The organism is Micromonospora sp. DT53 (genome assembly GCF_049841535.1).
GTDB lineage: Bacteria > Actinomycetota > Actinomycetes > Mycobacteriales > Micromonosporaceae > Micromonospora.
Genome location: NZ_JBNCKM010000008.1, coordinates 332,796 through 349,649 on the forward strand (window position 1 = coordinate 332,796; position 16,854 = coordinate 349,649).

Genomic DNA, 16,854 nt, shown 5'->3' on the forward strand with positions numbered 1-16,854 from the left:
CTTGGCTGACACCTTCGGATTCGCCGAAGAGGTCTCGCATTAAGCAGCCCCGGCCCGGAGGATACTGGTGGGACGTGAATCTCAGCTTCCGGGAGCCACGACTGGAAGACCAGCGGGCCGGCTGCGGACGATGTCGCGGTAGACGGCGAGGGCGGGCTTGGGTCGGTAGGTGTCGGTGACGATGCCCAGCGTCCCGGTGGGTTCCGTGGAGCTGCTGTCGGCGTCCCTGAGGCTGAACAGTTCGTAGTGGGTGATGTGCAGCGGCTCTTGTTCGGTGAGGATGACGCCGACCATGTCCGACAGCGAGTCGCACTGTGCCTGCTCGCTGCGCGGCGGCCCGCTCGGAGTGCCGTTTTCCACGATGTGGATGGGGGTGTTGGACGGGATGTGCGCGCGGGGCAGTGACACGCCCCGTAGGTGGTGCAGGGCGTGTCTGGTGAGGGACGCTGTGTCTCCCGGGTTCCCCCGCGGGGCGACGGGTGAGAAGGCGTCGGGGTACAGGCCCAGGCCGACGTAGTCGACGAGAGCCGCGAAGTCTTGATACGGGACCGAGGAGAGGTGCGACCAGAACTGGTCGTCGCCGCCCAACCACTCCGGTGGTTCCGCCACGGAGAAGCCGATTCGCACGTGCTGGAGACCCTGCCGGTCCAGTGCGGCGCGTGCGTGCGGGATGCCGAGGGTCAGGGCTTCGAGCACGCCGGGTGCGCTTCCGTCGATGAGCGGGATGGGGAAGTTCGGCTCGAGCGTCACCTGGAGGTACCGCGCCAGGTGACCGTAGCGGTCGATCACGGTGTCGAGGAAGGCCAGCCATCCGGAGAGGTCGGCGGCCCTGGGGATGTAGCTGACCACGAGGTCCAGCTCGCGGTTTCCGTCGACGTACCACTCGTCGGGCATCGTGAGGTGCGTGAGTTCGTGTTCGGCGCCGAGCGAGGTGACGACGTCCGTCGGTGCCGTGTCGCCGAGGAAGTGCACGTACTCACGGATGACGAAGGGGCGACCGTTCGAGAGGTCGTCGACGAGGTGGCGGATCGCGGCGATATCAGGTGGGCGGGAGCAGACCGCGCCGGCCCGCCCGCCCGGATAGATGCCGAACTTCATGCTCATGCACTCCCTATTGTTCGGTTTGCTGGGTTGGCCAGCCGATCTCGCGCGCGCACATCCGCCGCACCAGGGTCCTGATCCAGGTGGCTTCGGTGGCGACGATGGTGCGCCAGTAGGCGACTTCGAGCATGTGCACTTCGAGTACGTCACCGTCGGGCAGCACCGAAAGGGCAGCCAGTTCTTGGTCGAGCCGGTTGGCGCGACCGTCCAGGATGCACGCCGCCTGGTCGATCGGAAGAATTCCGACGTAGGCGACCGCCATGACGAAGTCCACGGAGGCGGCAGGGGCGTCGCGTACCCCAGCCTCGACCTTGTTGCGGAAGTCGGCGAGACCTGCGTCAGTCAGCTCGTAGGCCGTACGTGGTGGCCGATTCCCCACTCGCTCGGGCGGCCCGGAGGAGACCAAGCCGGCCTTCTCGAGCACCTTCAGCAGGGACGTAACCGTGCTGCGGGTGACCGAGAGGTGTCCGTATCGCTCGCGTAGTCGTGTCGTGATGTCGTAGCCATGTGCCGGCTGCTCGACGAGGAGTCCGAGGATCGGCAACACCAGGCTGTTCCGTGACGCGTCCAAGGGCACCCAGGCAACCTATAGACGTATACGTCTAATTGCAAGACCGAGCTGGTGCCCGAGACAACGCCAGGTTGCGCATCGCCACCGCGCAACGGCTGACATCTTCGGCTTCGCCGAATGTGCGTCGACTGTGGCGCCGACGCGCCTTTCGTCCTACCTTTACTGCGGCTTTTGTCGGTATTGGTGGAATTTCAAGCTTCGGCACAAGATAGATGAGTTGAAATCCTTGACTCAGTGCCTGTGTTGCCGGTTAATCACATCTACATGTCGACTGTGTTCACCCGCCCGGGTGGTCGACGACGTCGGCGGGTCGTCGAATCGATTCGCCTACGGCCAGTGCATGCACATTGACTCGAAGTCATGAGGATTGTCGGGTGAGCCACAGGAGTAGCCGTGCACCGTACGAACGTCCGCTGGGGCGGCCGATTGTCGGCGTCGGCCAGCGGGCTGGCCCGATCGTGGCGCTCAGCCTGCCCCTGACGCTGGGCGGCCTGGCCCTGGCGACCCCCGAGCCGGCCCTGGCCGCGCCGGTCGCGAAGCCGACCGCCGGCGACCAACTGACCGACCGTTGTGATGTCTGCTCGGGCGTGGGTTCCCGCGCCCGAGCAGACCACCATCCAATCCTGTCGAATTTGACGACCTTCAGCCTCGGTGTCGAGAGGAACTCCTGATGACGGACCTGCCCGTGAGCCGTAGACACCTCCTCGCCACCGCGGCGCTGACCGCCGGGTCGGCGGCCCTGGTCCCGGCCGTGGGCGCCGCACGGGCCGCCGCCGCTGCGCCTCAGGCCACGCTGCCCGAGCGCGGGATCTACGACGCGTCGGCGGCGACGACCTGGACGGACGGGTTCCTCACCGGCAACGGCGAGTACGGCGCCGTCCTGTACGGAACGCCGACCCTCGAAAAGGTGATCTTCAATCACCACCGCTTCGTGATGCCCAACGGCAGCCGGGGCGTGACCCCGCCAGTGATCTCAGGGCGGCTGGCCGGCGTACGTGACAAGGCGCTGGCCGGGAACTACGCCGGAGCCAACACGGACTTCGCGGCCGGCTGGAGCCTGCGCTGGACCCAGACCTACCACCCCGGCTTCGAGTTGCAGATCAGCACTCCCGGCATGACCACCGCCAACGGGTACGCCCGCAGCACCGACTTCCGGACCGGGGAGGTCACCTCCACCTGGACCGACAGCAACGGCACCTGGACACGCCGCGCCTTCGCCTCCCGAGCCGACAACGTCGTCGTACACGAACTGACCCCGGCATCCGGCCGATCGATCGACGCGACGCTGAGCGCCAACACGTCCCTCGCCGGCGTCCCGGGCTCGGTCCGTTTCACCACCCTGGCCAGCGTCATCGACGGTTCGGGCTACCTGAACCTGCGCGGCACCTACCCGTCCGGGCAGGGCGCGTTCGGCTTCGAGGGCGTCACCCGGGTCGTCGCCACCGGTGGCACGGTAGCCGCGAACGGGTCGAGCATCGTCGTCACCGCGGCAACCAGGCTCGTCCTGCTGACCAAACTCGATCGGTACGAGTCCCCCACGGCCTGGGACAGCAGGCCGTTGCACGCGGCGCTGGCCGCGGTGCGCGCCGACTATGCCGAGCTGCGGACCCGGCACGTCACCCTGCATTCGGCGATGTACGACCGCTCCCGCCTGGACCTGAACGTCTCCGCCGCCGACCGGCAACTGTCGACCACCGCGCTGATCGCCCGGCAGAACGCCAACCGCAACACCATCGATGTGGCCCTGCTGGAGCGGCTCTACGACAGCGGCCGTTACCTGTTCATCAGCTCCAGCGGCGTCCTGCCGCCGCGGTTGACCGGAATCTGGGCCGGCACCTGGAATGGTGCCTGGGCCGACGATTTCACCACCGATGCCAACATCAACCTGCAGGTCGCCGGCGGCAACATTCTCGACCTCACCGATGCCATGCAGGGCTACTTCAACCTGATCCTCGGCCAGCTCGCTCACTGGCGCACCAACGCTCGCAACCTGTACGGCGCCCGCGGCTTCCTGGCTCCATCACGTACCGACGGCGAGTACGGATACATGCTGCACTTCGACCCCGGCTTCCCCGGCCAGTGCTGGACCGGTGGCGCGGACTGGTTGCTCTACCCGCTGCTGGAGTATTACCAGGTCACCGGGGACCGGACGTTCCTGGCTGAGAAGCTGGGACCGGCGCTGATGGAGCTGGCGCTGTTCTACGAGGACTTCCTGACCCGCACCGACTCGGCCGGCCGTGTGGTGTTCGTGCCGTCGTTCTCGATGGAGAACTCGCCGGCCAGCACGAACGTCCTGTTGGCGATCAATGCCACCGGCGACATCCAGGCCGGCAGACATGCCCTGCGGGCGGCCGTCGAGGCCGCCAACGCGCTCGGTGTCGAACAGGGCGCCGGCCAAGGCGTCGCACGCTGGACGGCCCTGCTGGCGAAGCTTCCGCCCTACACGGTCAACGGCAGCGGCGCCCTCGCCGAATGGTCCTGGCCGGGCCTCACGGACCGCTACAACCATCGGCACGTCCATCACCTGTACGGCGCGTGGCCCCTGCACGAGATCAACCCCGAGGAGGCGCCCGGTCTGGTCACCGCCGCGCTCAGGGCCCTGGCGCTGCGCGGTGACGAGAACACCTCCGCGCACGGCAGCCTGCATCGAGCCCTCGCCTCCGCTCGACTCAAGGACGGCGCCGGCGTCTACAGCAACCTCCGGAAGATCATCGGCAACAACATGATCTTCCGGTCGCTGATGACAGCACACAACCCGAACCTGGAGACCTACAACGCCGATGCGGCCAACACGCTGCCGGCCGTACTCAGCGAAGCGCTTGTGTACACCAGGCCCGGCGTCATCGAGCTGCTGCCCGCCGTGCCCGGCCAGCTCGCCAGAGGCACCATCACCGGGGTCCGCGGACGCAACCAGGTCCGCATCCACAGCCTCTCCTGGGATCTTCCTGGTCGCTCCGTGACCGTGGTACTCACCTCGACGATCACCCAGGCGATCACCCTGCTCAGCCGGCGCGGGATGGCATCCATCACCACGTCCGCGACGGTCACAGCCTCGCCGCTCGGCCCGCAGGCCCGGGTGATCTCGTTGACGGCCGGGCAACAGATACAGGTTGTCGTAGGTCTGCCAGCCGCCGCCGGCGGCGTCGTTCGACTGGTCAACAGGCGCAGCGTCAAGGTGCTGGACGTCAACGGCGGCTCCACCACTGACGGGGCAACAATCATCCAGTGGCCGTGGACGGGCGCGGCCAACCAGCAGTGGCGGCTGCTGCCCAACAGCGATGGCTCATTCCGGCTGTCCGGTGTCAAGAGCGGGAAGGTCCTGGACAGTCCAGGTGGCTCGGGCCAGGGCGCGGGACTCGTTCAATGGGCCGACAACGGCGGACGCAACCAGTGGTGGAATCTCGTCCCGGCCACGACCAGCGGGTACTACCGGTTCGTCAACGTGAGCAATGGCTTGTGTGTCGGGGTCGAAGGCAGTTCCACAGCGGACGGCGCCAGGGCGGTCCAGCAACCGGTCAGCGGCGAGATCAGCCAGGAATGGCAGATCCTTGATGCCTGAGACAGGAGGTCAGAGGCACCTGTCGCAGCAGCTCTCGGTCGGGGCGACAACATCGTGTGTGGTCCCGTGGTTACGCATTGACCATCGCTGATTTCAGCAGTTAACATGTGACGTCTGACGAATTCTGGACGGCCGGGACACCCTCGAAGGACTCAGGCGACGTCCTCGTCAACGCTCCGCTTCTCCCGTCCTGCGCTCGTCACCACCCTGGCGGCTGGGGCGGCCGCTGCGTCGCTCGGCTGTGCGAAGGAGACAAGATGTCTGAAGTGACCCGAAGGAAGCTCCTCGGAGCCGGGGCAGCTGGGGCTGGTGCCATGCTGCTGCCGACGGGTTGGACCGCAGCCGCTCGGGCCGGGTCGACCGCACCCCCACAGGTGCTGGCAGCCAACGACATGGCGTTGTGGTACGACGAGCCGGCGGGTACGGATTGGTTACGGGCTCTGCCGATTGGTAACGGCCGGTTGGGCGCGATGGTGTTCGGGAATGTCGACACCGACCGGCTGCAGCTCAACGAGGACACCGTGTGGGCCGGTGGCCCGTATGACTCGGCCAACACCCGCGGTGCGGCGAACCTGGCGGAGATTCGGCGGCGGGTCTTCGCCGATCAGTGGACGCAGGCGCAGGATCTGATCAACCAGACCATGTTGGGCGGTCCGGTCGGGCAGTTGGCCTACCAGCCGGTCGGCGACCTGCGGTTGGCTTTTGGCAGTGCCAGCGGGGCGTCGCAGTACCAGCGGACCCTCGATCTGACCACGGCCACCGCTACCACCAGCTACGTGCTCAACGGGGTGCGGTTTCAGCGTGAGATGTTCGCCAGCGCACCGGATCAGGTGATCGTGATCCGGTTGACCGCTGACCGGTCGAACGCGATCACGTTCACCGCCACGTTCGGCAGCCCGCAACGGACGACCGTGTCCAGCCCGGACGCCGCCACGATCGGCCTCGACGGTGTTTCCGGCAGCATGGAGGGCATCACCGGGCAGGTCCGGTTCCTCGCTCTGGCAAATGCCGCCGTGAGCGGCGGCACGGTCAGCAGTTCCGGTGGCACGCTGCGGGTCTCCGGCGCGACAAGCGTCACCCTGTTGGTGTCGATCGGTTCCAGTTACGTCAACTACCGGACCGTCAACGGCGACTACCAGGGCATCGCGCGGCGGCACCTCGACGCGGCCCGCACCGTCGGCTTCGACCAGTTGCGCGGCCGCCATGTGGCCGACTATCAGGCGCTGTTCAACCGGGTGTCGATCGATCTGGGACGCACGACGGCGGCCGACCAAACCACCGACGTGCGGATCGCGCAGCACGCGAGCGTCAACGATCCGCAGTTTTCCGCGCTGCTGTTCCAGTACGGTCGCTACCTGCTGATCTCCTCCTCTCGGCCGGGCAGCCAGCCGGCGAACCTGCAGGGGATCTGGAATGACCAGATGGCCCCGTCCTGGGATTCGAAGTACACAATCAACGCGAACCTGCCGATGAACTACTGGCCGGCCGACACCACCAACCTGGCCGAGTGCTACCTGCCGGTCTTCGACATGATCAAAGATCTGACGGTGACCGGCGCCCGCACTGCTCAGGTGCAGTACGGCGCGGGGGGTTGGGTCACCCACCACAACACCGACGCGTGGCGCGGCTCGTCGGTGGTCGACGAAGCCCTGTGGGGGATGTGGCAAACCGGCGGCGCCTGGCTGGCCACCATGATCTGGGACCACTACCAGTTCACCGGAGACGTCGAGTTCCTACGCGCCAACTACCCGGCCATGAAGGGCGCCGCCCAGTTCTTCCTCGACACGCTGGTCAGCCACCCGACGCTCGGCTACCTCGTCACCAACCCGTCAAACTCGCCCGAGCTGCGGCATCACACCAACGCCAGCGTGTGCGCGGGGCCGACGATGGACAACCAGATCCTGCGTGACCTGTTCAATGGCGTCGCACGGGCCTCCGAAGTCCTCAATGTGGATGCCAGCTACCGCGCCCAGGTACTGACCGCCCGGGACCGGCTGCCACCGACGCGGGTCGGGTCCCGCGGCAACGTCCAGGAATGGCTCGCCGACTGGGTGGAGACCGAGCGGACGCACCGGCACGTCTCCCACCTGTACGGGCTGCACCCCAGCAACCAGATCACCAAACGCGGCACACCACAACTGCACCAGGCCGCACGACAGACCCTGGAACTGCGCGGCGACGACGGCACCGGCTGGTCACTCGCGTGGAAGATCAACTATTGGGCACGACTCGAAGACGCCACCCGCTCCCACAAGCTCCTCCGCGACCTGGTGCGCACCGACCGGCTCGCACCGAACATGTTCGACCTGCACCCGCCCTTCCAGATCGACGGCAACTTCGGCGCCACCTCCGGCATCGCGGAAATGCTGCTACAAAGCCACGCCGGCGAACTGCACCTCCTGCCCGCACTACCATCCGCCTGGCCAGCCGGGCAGGTCACCGGGCTCCGGGGCCGCGGCGGATACACCGTGGGCGCCGCCTGGAGCAGCAGCCGAATCGAGCTCGTCGTCACCCCCGACCGCGCCGGGCCCGTCCGCGTTCGCAACCGGATCTTCGCCGGCACCTTCGAACTGCGCGACGAGACGAGCGGCAGCGCCGTCCAGCCGACGCGGATCGAGGCCGATCTCGTGGAGTTCACCGGCCAGGCCGGGCACACCTACCGCGCATCCGGGATCAACTCGGGGCCGGTCGAGACTGGTGCGTACTACCGGCTCGTGGCCCAGCACAGCGGTAAGGCCGCCGACATCAACGGTGCGTCCACCGCCGCCGGCGGGTTGCTGATCCAGTGGCAGAGCGGCAGCGGGCAGAACCAGCAGTTCGAGTTTGTGTCGGCGGACGGCGGCCACTTCCGGATCAGGGCGCGGCACAGCGGCCTGTTCCTGCAGGCCGCGAGCAACAGCACTGGCGCCGACATCGCCCAGCAACCCGACAGCCCCAACGCCGCCAGCCAACAATGGCGGGTCGACGACCAGGGCGGCGGGGTGGTCAGACTCATCAACCGGCAAAGCGGTCTGGCAATGGACGTCTGGCAGGCTTCGACCGCCGACGGTGCCCGCATCTCCCAGTGGACACCCGGCACCGGCGCCAACCAGCGATTCAAACTTCAACGCATATAGGGCGTGTGTCAGAGTCATCGGTCGAGCCGAGGCGGAGTCCAGGAGCCGTTGGGTCGATTGCCGCACCGCGAGATGCTACGCCGGCCGCTGCACGCTTTCTGCGACATCGCGGCGGCCGGCGACTGACACCACGGCCATCTCCGGCTGCCCTCCGGGTCAGTGTGGGCGCTCGCCGAGCAGCTTGGTGGCCAGCACCGCAGCCTGGGTGCGCCGTTCCAAGCCGAGTTTGGCGAGCAGGCTGGACATGTAGTTCTTGACGGTCTTCTCGGCGAGGAACATCCGGCCAGCGATCTCCCGGTTGGTCAGGCCCTCGGCCACGTACTCCAGGATCCGGCGTTCCTGGTCGGTCAGACCGGCGAGTTCGCGCGGCTGCTCGACGCCGTTGCGAATGCGCTCCAGGACTCGCTGGGTGACTGCGGGGTCGAGCAGTGACTGGCCGGCCGCCACTCGGCGTACCGCGTCGACCAGGTCGGTGCCCTTGATCTGCTTGAGCACGTATCCTGCGGCGCCGGCCATGATCGCCGCGAACAATGCCTCGTCGTCCTCGTACGAGGTCAGGATCAGTCCTTTGATCGTCGAATCCACGGCCCGCACGTCGCGACACACGTCGATGCCGTTGCCGTCCGGCAGTCGGGCGTCGAGTACCGCGACGTCGGGGCGCAACGCTGGGATCCGCCGGGTCGCCTCCTGCGCCAGACCGGACTCGCCGACCACCTCGATGTCGCCGGCGGTCTGCAGCAGGTCAATCAGGCCGCGACGGACGACCTCGTGGTCGTCGAGCAGAAAGACACGGATCATGCGCTCTTCCTACCCTGCCGTGCGGCTTGACACCAGCGGCAGCACCCTTTCCCTACCGGCGGCGAGTGAGCCACCCGCTGGCACCGGCCGGAGCCGTCGGCCCACGAAGAGCCGCCGTTCGGCACAGCCAGAAGCGACACACGTTGCTCTCAGGCCCGGGGTGGGGGCCGAAGGTCCTTCGGTGGACGGCTTCCGACCCTTTGGGGCCGGCCTCGGCGGGACCTAGCGTGACTTCTGACCAGCCGAGATCTGTGGAAGGAATAACCGTGACCGCGGTCGTATCCGAACCCCGTACGCTCGCCGAGCTCGACGACACCGAACTCGCCCGTCTGGACGCGTGGTGGCGCGCCGCCAACTACCTGACCATCGGTCAGATCTACCTGCGGGGCAACCCGTTGCTGCGCGAGCCCCTGTCGGCTGAGCACATCAAGCCGCGCCTGCTCGGTCACTGGGGAACCAGCCCGGGTCTGTCGCTGATCTACGCGCACGTCTCCCGGCTGATCCGGCTCACCGGTCAGCAGGCGATCTACCTGGCCGGTCCGGGCCACGGCGGCCCGGCACTGGTGGCCGCCGGCTACCTGGAAGGCACCTACAGCGAGGTCTACCCGGACGTCAGCCAGGACGAGGCCGGAATGCTGCGCCTGTTCCGGCAGTTCTCCAGCCCGGGCGGTATCCCGTCGCACGTGTCGGTGACCACCCCCGGCTCCATCCACGAGGGCGGCGAGCTGGGCTACGTCCTGGTCCACGCGTTCGGCGCGGTCATGGACAACCCGGACCTGCTGGCCATCGCGGTGGTGGGCGACGGTGAGGCCGAGACCGGGCCCCTGGAGGGCTCCTGGAAGGGCGTGTCCTTCCTCAACCCCGAGCGCGACGGCGCGGTCCTGCCGATCCTGCACCTCAACGACGCCAAGATCTCCGGTCCCACCGTGCTGGGGCGCAAGGATCCCGAGGAGGTACGCAACCTGCTGCGTGGCCACGGTTACGACGTCATCGAGGTCGAGGGCTCCGACCTGCCCGGCATGCACCACCGCTTCGCCGCCGCCCTCGCCACCGCCTGGACGAGGATCCGCGACATAAAGACCGCCGCCCGTGACGGTTCCTGGGACGGTACCCGCCCGGCCTGGCCGCTGATCATTCTGCGGTCACCGAAGGGATGGACCGGTCCGGACTCCGTCGACGGGATCACCGTCACCGGGACCTGGCGGTCGCACCAGGTGCCGCTGTCCGGCATCAAGGACAACCCGGAACACCTCGCACTGCTGGAGCGTTGGCTCACGTCGTACCGTCCGGAGGAGCTGTTCGATTCCGCCGGCGCGCCGGTGGCGTTGATCCGGGACCAGGCTCCCGACGGTGACCTGCCGATGAGCGCCAGCCCGCATGCCAACGGCGGGGTGCTCACCCGGAATCTGGACCTGCCGGACTTCCGTGCCTACGCGGTCGACGTGCCCCGGCCCGCGCAACAGCGGGCCGAGTCGACGCGCAAGCTGGGCGAGATGATGCGCGACATCTACCTCCGCAACGCCGACCGGTTCCGGTTGTTCTGCCCCGACGAGACCAACAGCAACCGGCTCGGTTCCGTCTTCGAGGTCTCTGACCGTGCCTTCATGGAGCGAGTGACGCCAGACGACGTTGCCATCAGCCGCCACGGTCGGGTCATGGAGGTGCTCAGCGAGCACAACTGCCATGGCTGGCTGGAAGGCTACAACCTGACCGGTCGGCACGGCATGTTCGCCACGTACGAGGCGTTCGCCATGGTCAGCGCCTCACAGACCGTGCAGCATGGCAAGTGGTTGCAGGAAGCCAAGAACCTGCCGTGGCGCGAGAAGGTGCCCAGCCTCAACGTGCTGCTCACCTCGACGGCGTGGCGCAACGACCACAACGGCTTCTCCCACCAGGGGCCCGGCCTGATCCAGGTGGTGCTCACCCAACGCGGCGACGTCGCCCGGGTCTACCTGCCGCCGGACGCCAACACCCTGCTGTCGGTGGCCGACCACTGCTTCCGGTCGCGGTCGTACATCAACCTGATCGTCATCGACAAGCAGCCGCAGCTGCAGTACCTCTCCATGGACGAGGCGATCGAGCACTGCGCGCGCGGCGCGGGCGTCTGGGACTGGGCCGGCACCGACGACGGCACCAGCGACCCCGACATCGTCCTCGCCTGCGCCGGCGACGTCGTCACCATGGAGACGGTCGCGGCGGCACAGATCCTGCGTGACCGGCTGCCCGGCTTCAAGGTCCGCGTGGTCAACGTGGTCGACCTGATGACCCTGGTCCGCCCCAAGGACCACCCGCACGGCATGAGCGAGACCTTGTTCACCGAACTTTTCACCGACACCGTCGACGTGGTGTTCTCCTTCCACGGCTACCCCGGCGCGATCCACCAGCTCGTGCACGGCCGCCCAGACGTGGACCGGTTCCGCGTCCGCGGCTTCATCGAGCAGGGCACGACCACCACCCCGTTCGACATGACGGTGCGCAACAGGGCGTCGCGGTACCACCTCGTGATGGACGCCATCAACAACGCCAAGCGCCTCCCACGCGGCGCCGCCAACCTCAGGGCGTGGTGCCAGAGTCAGCTCGACCGCCACGAGACGTACGTGGTGGAGCACCTGGAGGACATGCCCGAGGTGCGCGACTGGGCGCTCGGCGACTGGGCCGCACGCGGCTGAGCCGCACCGAGACGGTGGGGCCGGCGGCCGCCACCGTCTCCCGACGCGGGCTGACCGCCCACTGACGCGGCCGAGCCCGGCGGGTACCGGCCGGCCGGTAGAACGGGACCTTCGGCCCTGAACGGCCGAACCGGCGATCGGCAATGTGGTGGTGACAGACACGGAGGTATCCCGATGACACCGTTCGAGCAGGCCGCACGCGCCGCACAGCACGCGCCGTCGGTCTTCAACACCCAGCCCTGGAGCTGGCGGATCAGCGGCGAGGCGGTGGAGTTGTTCGCCGAGGCGGACCGCCGCGTCGACAGCATCGACCGCGACGGCCGGCTGTTGCTGCTCAGCTGCGGCGCCGCCCTGCACCATGCCCGCACCTACCTGGCCGCGGCCGGCTGGTCCGTGACTGTTGAACGCCTGCCCGACCCGGCGCGGCCCGATCTGCTGGCCCGGATCGCCCTCGGCCGGCCGGTGCCACCCGATCCCGAGGCCGTGCGCATGGCCGCAGCCATCCCTCACCGGCGCACCGACCGGCGAGCCTTCGACGACCGCCCCGTGGCCGACGTCGAGTTGACCAAGCTGCGCCGCTTCGTCGAGGCGGAGGGCGCCTACCTGCACACGGTGCGGCCCGACCAGGTGGCCATGCTCGCCGTCTCGGCCGAGATCGCCGCCGCCGTCGAGCTGGCCGACCCTGCCTACCGCGCCGACCTGGACCGCTGGACGAACCGACCGGGACACGCAGGGGACGGCGTGCCGCCGACCACCGCGGTCAAGCCGGAGCTGCGGCGCGTACCCGTCCGTGATTTCTTCCCCGATGCCGCGGCGGGGCTCACCGCGGGCGCTGTGCACGACCAGGGTGCGGCGTACGTCGTGCTGTTCGGCAACGGCGACGAGCGCGTCAACCTGCTTCGCGGAGGTGAGGCACTGTCCGCTCTGCTGCTGCTGGCCACCGCCGACGGCCTGGCCACCGCCCCGCTGAGCGACGCTGTCGAGCCTGAGTGGCCTCGCCATCTGCTGCGCCGCCTGGTCTCCCACATCGGAGAGCCGTACCTGGCGGTCCGGCTCGGCTACCGGCCCGACCGCGTACCCGTGCCCGCCACACCGCGCCGCGATCCTCGCGACGTCATCACCAACGTGACGTAGGTGGCCACCATGGGCGGCTCGATCGGCCGGGCCTGCCCGCACCGGCAACATACCCCCTGACCGTGGCATCCGAAGCAGCGTGGCCGGGTGTCGTCGGTTCCCTCGACCAGCGCGAAGGAGACCCGCCGTGAACGGTTACCGCGATGCGGACCTGCGAGCGGCGGCGGAGGCCGGCATCCGCGCGCCGTCGATGCACAACAGCCAGCCGTGGCTGTTCCGACTGCGTGACGGCGCCATCGAGGTCGTCGCCGACCCGGCCCGGCAGCTCGCTGTCGCAGACCGGTCCGGCTGGGCGAACCGCGTGGCATGCGGTGCCGCCACCTACAACGCCCGCCTCGCCCTCGCCATGCGCAGCCGGCCCGCCGAGGTGCACCCGCGCCCCTGCTCCGCCGAATCCGCCGTGATCGCCCGGCTCATCCCCGGCCCGCAGAGGCCACCGACCTACGCCGAGCAGGTCCTGTACGCGGCCATCGGCCGCCGGCGCAGCAACCGGGCGCCGTTCTGGCCCGAACCGGTGCCGGCTGATGTTCGCATCCGCCTCATCGACGCCGCGCGCGGCGAATCCGCGTGGCTCGACCTGCTGGTCGGCATGACCGCCCTGGCCGGCTTCGCTGAGATCGCCGGCAGCGCCGACCGGGTGCTGCGCCGCGATGCCCGGTACCAAGCCGAGCTGATCAGCTGGATCCACGCCGACGACGCGCCCGAGGGCGCTCCGGTGCGCGCCGGCGCACCCCTGCCCGAACCGCAGGACCTGCTGCCACAACGGGCTTTCGGTAACCGGCGCCGCGCACCCGCCCGTGAGCACGAACCCGAACCGCTGGTTGGCGTCCTCGGCGTGGCCGGCGACGGGCCGGTGGACCAGATCAACGCCGGCCAGGCCCTGCAGAAGGTCCTGCTGACCGCAACCGATGCCGGCCTGGCCACCTCGATGATCTCGCAACCGATCGAGGTACCGGCAGCCCGTGACCAACTGCGGCGCTCCCTCGGCCGGACCGGATACCCGCAGCTCGCCCTGCGCATCGGCTACGGCGCGCCCGGACGACCCACCCCGCGGCGGGACATCGTCGACGTCGTCGTCCCTGCGAGCTGATGGGCCGGCAGAGGCGTCCGGACGACACCGGCCGTCGGTCCGAGATCCGTGGCCGGCGTTAGTCTGGCCGACATGGTGGACCATCCATCGGCGGACCGGATCGAACGGCCGTCGCTCGGGCTCAGCCCGCTTTCCCGTGTCCGGCTCGATGAACTCCTGCAGGAGATGCTCGACCGGGTCGGCGAGGTGATGGCGAGCCGGGAGCGCCTGCGATCGCTGCTCGACGCGGTCGTGGGCATCGGCACGGATCTGGACCTGCGCAGCACCCTGCAACGCATCGTGGGTGCGGCGTGCGCGCTCGCCGGCGCCCGTTACGGCGCGCTCGGCGTACTCGGCGCCGATCGCACCGATCTGAGCGACTTCATCACCCACGGCATCGACCCGGCCGCGCACGCCAGGATCGGCGACCTGCCGCACGGCCGCGGAATCCTCGGCCTACTGATCACCGACCCGCGCCCGGTGCGGCTTCCCGACATCATCAAGCACCCCGACTCGTACGGCTTCCCGCCGCACCACCCACCGATGCACAGCTTCCTCGGCGTGCCGGTCCGCACCCGCGACCAGATCTTCGGCAACCTCTATCTCGCCGAGAAGCAGGGCGCCGACGAGTTCAGCCAGGACGACGAGGAGATCGTCGTCGCCCTGGCGGCGGCAGCCGGAGTGGCCATCGACAACGCCCGGCTGTACGAACTGGCCCAGCGCCGCGAACGCTGGCTCGCCGCCACCGCTGAGATCACCAGCGTGCTCCTCGGCACCGTCCAGCGCACCGAGGCGCTGCGGCTGATCGCCCGGCGTGCCCGTGAGGTGTCCGGCTCCGAACTCGTCCTGGTCATGCTGTACGACGAGGCCAACGCCAGATACTCGATCGAGGTGGCCGACGGCGCCGATCCGTCGTACGGCGAACTCGCCGGCAAACTCGTTCCCATGGAGCCGGCCGCCGCAGCAGCGTTCGGGAGGGAGAAGTTTCGCGCCGTCGAAAACCTGCGTGCCGCCATCGAATGGCCGTGGCCGGTGCCGGACGGTCCGGCGATGGCCGTCCCACTCGCCGGCCCGGACACCCTGCACGGCGTGCTCATCGTGGCTCAACCGCCCGAGCAGTCATCCACCGACGAGGACGCCGCACTGCTGTCGACCTTCGCCGGGCAGGCGGCCCTGGCCCTCGAACGGGTCCGGGCTCAGGAGGAACGTCAGCAGCTCGTGTTACTCGAGGACCGGGAACGCATCGCCCGGGACCTGCACGACGTGGTCATTCAGCGGCTGTTCGCCACCGGCATGCAGTTGCAGGGCGCTGTGCACCAGGCCGGAAGACCGGAGGTGGCCAAGCGCATCAACGCCGCCGTCGACGAGCTCGACGCCACCATCCGGGACATCCGCCGCTCGATCTTCGAACTACGGACCCCGACCGGCCCATCCCTGCGTGCCGAATTGAACGAGGCGGCGGCCACGGCAGCCGAGACGCTCGGATTCCGGCCCGTCCTGGACACCTCCGGACCGGTGGACAGCGCCATTCCCGACGACATCAAGCCCGAACTGATCGCCGTACTTCGTGAAGCCCTGTCGAACATCGCCCGGCACGCCGAAGCCACCACTGCCCGGATTTCGCTGCGCGCCGCCGACGGCGAAGTCGTCATGTGCGTCGAGGACGACGGCAAAGGCTTCGACCCAACCCTCGCCCGCAGCGGTGTCGTCAACATGGGTGAACGCGCCCAGGACCTGGGCGGCAGTTTCGAGATCGGGGCCGCGCGCGATGGCACCGGAACAACATTGACGTGGCGGGTCCCGACCGGCGGCTGAGAACGCCGACCCCACCCGGTGTTTTCCGGAGGGGCGGAGCGCAGCAGGTCGAGTCGGAGTGGCGCAGCCCCGAAGCTCAAGACACCTCCGGACGGCGGTGTCGCGCGAGCGGCGAGCCGAACGGCATCCTCAGGTCGCCGCTCCGGCCACCTCCGCGGGTCGTGGACGCCGAGGCACGCCAGCGCGTCTCGGCCAGGTGATCAGGACTTTGGTCCCGTACGAGTCGGGTGGTTCGACCCGGGCGGCGATGCTTCCACCGGAGCAGAGTCGGGGGCGGAAGAACAACCGAGGAGGAACAGTGAACACCATCGACCGAAGCCGTACGGCGCACCTCGAACACGTCGAGGCGCCCGGGGCCATGCTCACCAAGACCGCCGCCCGGGCCCTCGCCGCGCTACGGATCTCCACCGGATTCGTCTTTCTGTGGGCGTTCCTGGACAAGACCTTCGGCTTCGGCTACGCGACCCCTGCGGCGAAGTCCTGGATCAACGGCGGGTCACCGACCAAGGGCTTCCTGGCCAACGTCGACGTGGGACCGTTGCAGGGCTTCTTCCACAGCATCGCCGGCGACGCCTGGGCCAACTGGGCATTCATGCTCGGCCTGCTCGGTATCGGCGTTGCGCTCATCCTCGGCATCGGAATGCGCCTGGCCGCGGCAGCGGCCGCAGCCATGATGGCCATGATGTGGGCAGCCGAATGGCCGCTCGCCCAGCACACCAGCGCGGGCAAGCCGAGCGGCTCCACCAACCCGGTCACCGACTACCACATCGTCTACGCGATCGGCGCCATCGTGCTCGCCCTGACCTACGCCGGGCACACCTGGGGCCTGGGCCAGCAATGGGCCAGGCTGCCCTTCGTGCAGAAGAACCGCTGGCTGATCTGACCGAAGCTATCGCACACGCCCGACCGGGACACCCGGTCGGGCACCGTCCTGCCGACGCATCAGCAGCGCGATGCTCGCCCTCCCCCGCGGCCGGCGGCACGGCGGCGCCGACCGGGTGTGGTGCCCGAGGGTCGCAGAG

11 protein-coding genes are annotated in these 16,854 nt (G+C 68.7%); 8 read left to right on the forward strand and 3 right to left on the reverse strand.

All coding sequences use genetic code 11. The features are described from left to right. Nucleotides 1–81: 81 nt before the first annotated feature. Nucleotides 82–1,104 carry a hypothetical protein gene (locus ACLQ3B_RS25090; protein WP_425783154.1) on the reverse strand — a complete coding sequence of 341 codons (1,023 nt, stop codon included), beginning with the start codon at nucleotides 1,102–1,104 and terminating at the stop codon, nucleotides 82–84. Nucleotides 1,105–1,111: 7 nt separating this feature from the next. Continuing rightward, nucleotides 1,112–1,678, reverse strand: a complete 567-nt coding sequence (locus ACLQ3B_RS25095; RefSeq protein ID WP_425783155.1) for a PadR family transcriptional regulator — start codon at nucleotides 1,676–1,678, stop codon at nucleotides 1,112–1,114. A gap of 452 nt (nucleotides 1,679–2,130) precedes the next feature. Between ACLQ3B_RS25095 and ACLQ3B_RS25100 the strand changes: the two genes are divergently transcribed. The 3 genes from ACLQ3B_RS25100 to ACLQ3B_RS25110 all read left to right on the forward strand — a co-directional run bounded on the left by ACLQ3B_RS25100 (nucleotide 2,131) and on the right by ACLQ3B_RS25110 (nucleotide 8,347). Further along, nucleotides 2,131–2,343, forward strand: coding sequence for a hypothetical protein (locus ACLQ3B_RS25100; protein WP_425783156.1), 213 nt, complete (start codon nucleotides 2,131–2,133; stop codon nucleotides 2,341–2,343). Further along, complete coding sequence (locus ACLQ3B_RS25105; protein ID WP_425783157.1) at nucleotides 2,343–5,231, forward strand: glycosyl hydrolase family 95 catalytic domain-containing protein; 2,889 nt, start codon at nucleotides 2,343–2,345, stop codon at nucleotides 5,229–5,231. The genes ACLQ3B_RS25100 and ACLQ3B_RS25105 overlap by 1 nt, the downstream gene beginning before the upstream one ends. 257 nt (nucleotides 5,232–5,488) lie before the next feature. Then, a complete protein-coding gene (locus tag ACLQ3B_RS25110; RefSeq protein ID WP_425783158.1) occupies nucleotides 5,489–8,347 on the forward strand; it encodes a glycosyl hydrolase family 95 catalytic domain-containing protein in 2,859 nt (952 codons plus the stop codon). Nucleotides 8,348–8,503: 156 nt separating this feature from the next. Here the strand turns inward: ACLQ3B_RS25110 and ACLQ3B_RS25115 are convergent, their stop codons facing one another. After that, nucleotides 8,504–9,145, reverse strand: a complete 642-nt coding sequence (locus ACLQ3B_RS25115) for a response regulator (RefSeq protein ID WP_425783159.1) — start codon at nucleotides 9,143–9,145, stop codon at nucleotides 8,504–8,506. Nucleotides 9,146–9,411: 266 nt separating this feature from the next. Here ACLQ3B_RS25115 and ACLQ3B_RS25120 point away from each other — a divergent pair, with 266 nt between their 5' ends. The 5 genes from ACLQ3B_RS25120 (at nucleotide 9,412) to ACLQ3B_RS25140 (ending at nucleotide 16,715) form a co-directional block, all read left to right on the forward strand. After that, nucleotides 9,412–11,814 carry a phosphoketolase family protein gene (locus tag ACLQ3B_RS25120; RefSeq protein WP_425783160.1) on the forward strand — a complete coding sequence of 801 codons (2,403 nt, stop codon included), beginning with the start codon at nucleotides 9,412–9,414 and terminating at the stop codon, nucleotides 11,812–11,814. Between the two features lie 174 nt (nucleotides 11,815–11,988). Beyond that, complete coding sequence (locus tag ACLQ3B_RS25125; protein WP_425783161.1) at nucleotides 11,989–12,948, forward strand: Acg family FMN-binding oxidoreductase; 960 nt, start codon at nucleotides 11,989–11,991, stop codon at nucleotides 12,946–12,948. A gap of 127 nt (nucleotides 12,949–13,075) precedes the next feature. Beyond that, nucleotides 13,076–14,038 (forward strand): Acg family FMN-binding oxidoreductase, encoded by a 963-nt coding sequence (locus ACLQ3B_RS25130; protein WP_425783162.1) that lies wholly within the window; start codon nucleotides 13,076–13,078, stop codon nucleotides 14,036–14,038. Nucleotides 14,039–14,110: 72 nt separating this feature from the next. Then, nucleotides 14,111–15,832, forward strand: a complete 1,722-nt coding sequence (locus tag ACLQ3B_RS25135; protein ID WP_425783163.1) for a GAF domain-containing protein — start codon at nucleotides 14,111–14,113, stop codon at nucleotides 15,830–15,832. Between the two features lie 298 nt (nucleotides 15,833–16,130). Next, a complete protein-coding gene (locus ACLQ3B_RS25140) occupies nucleotides 16,131–16,715 on the forward strand; it encodes a DoxX family membrane protein (protein ID WP_425783164.1) in 585 nt (194 codons plus the stop codon). Nucleotides 16,716–16,854: the final 139 nt, after the last annotated feature.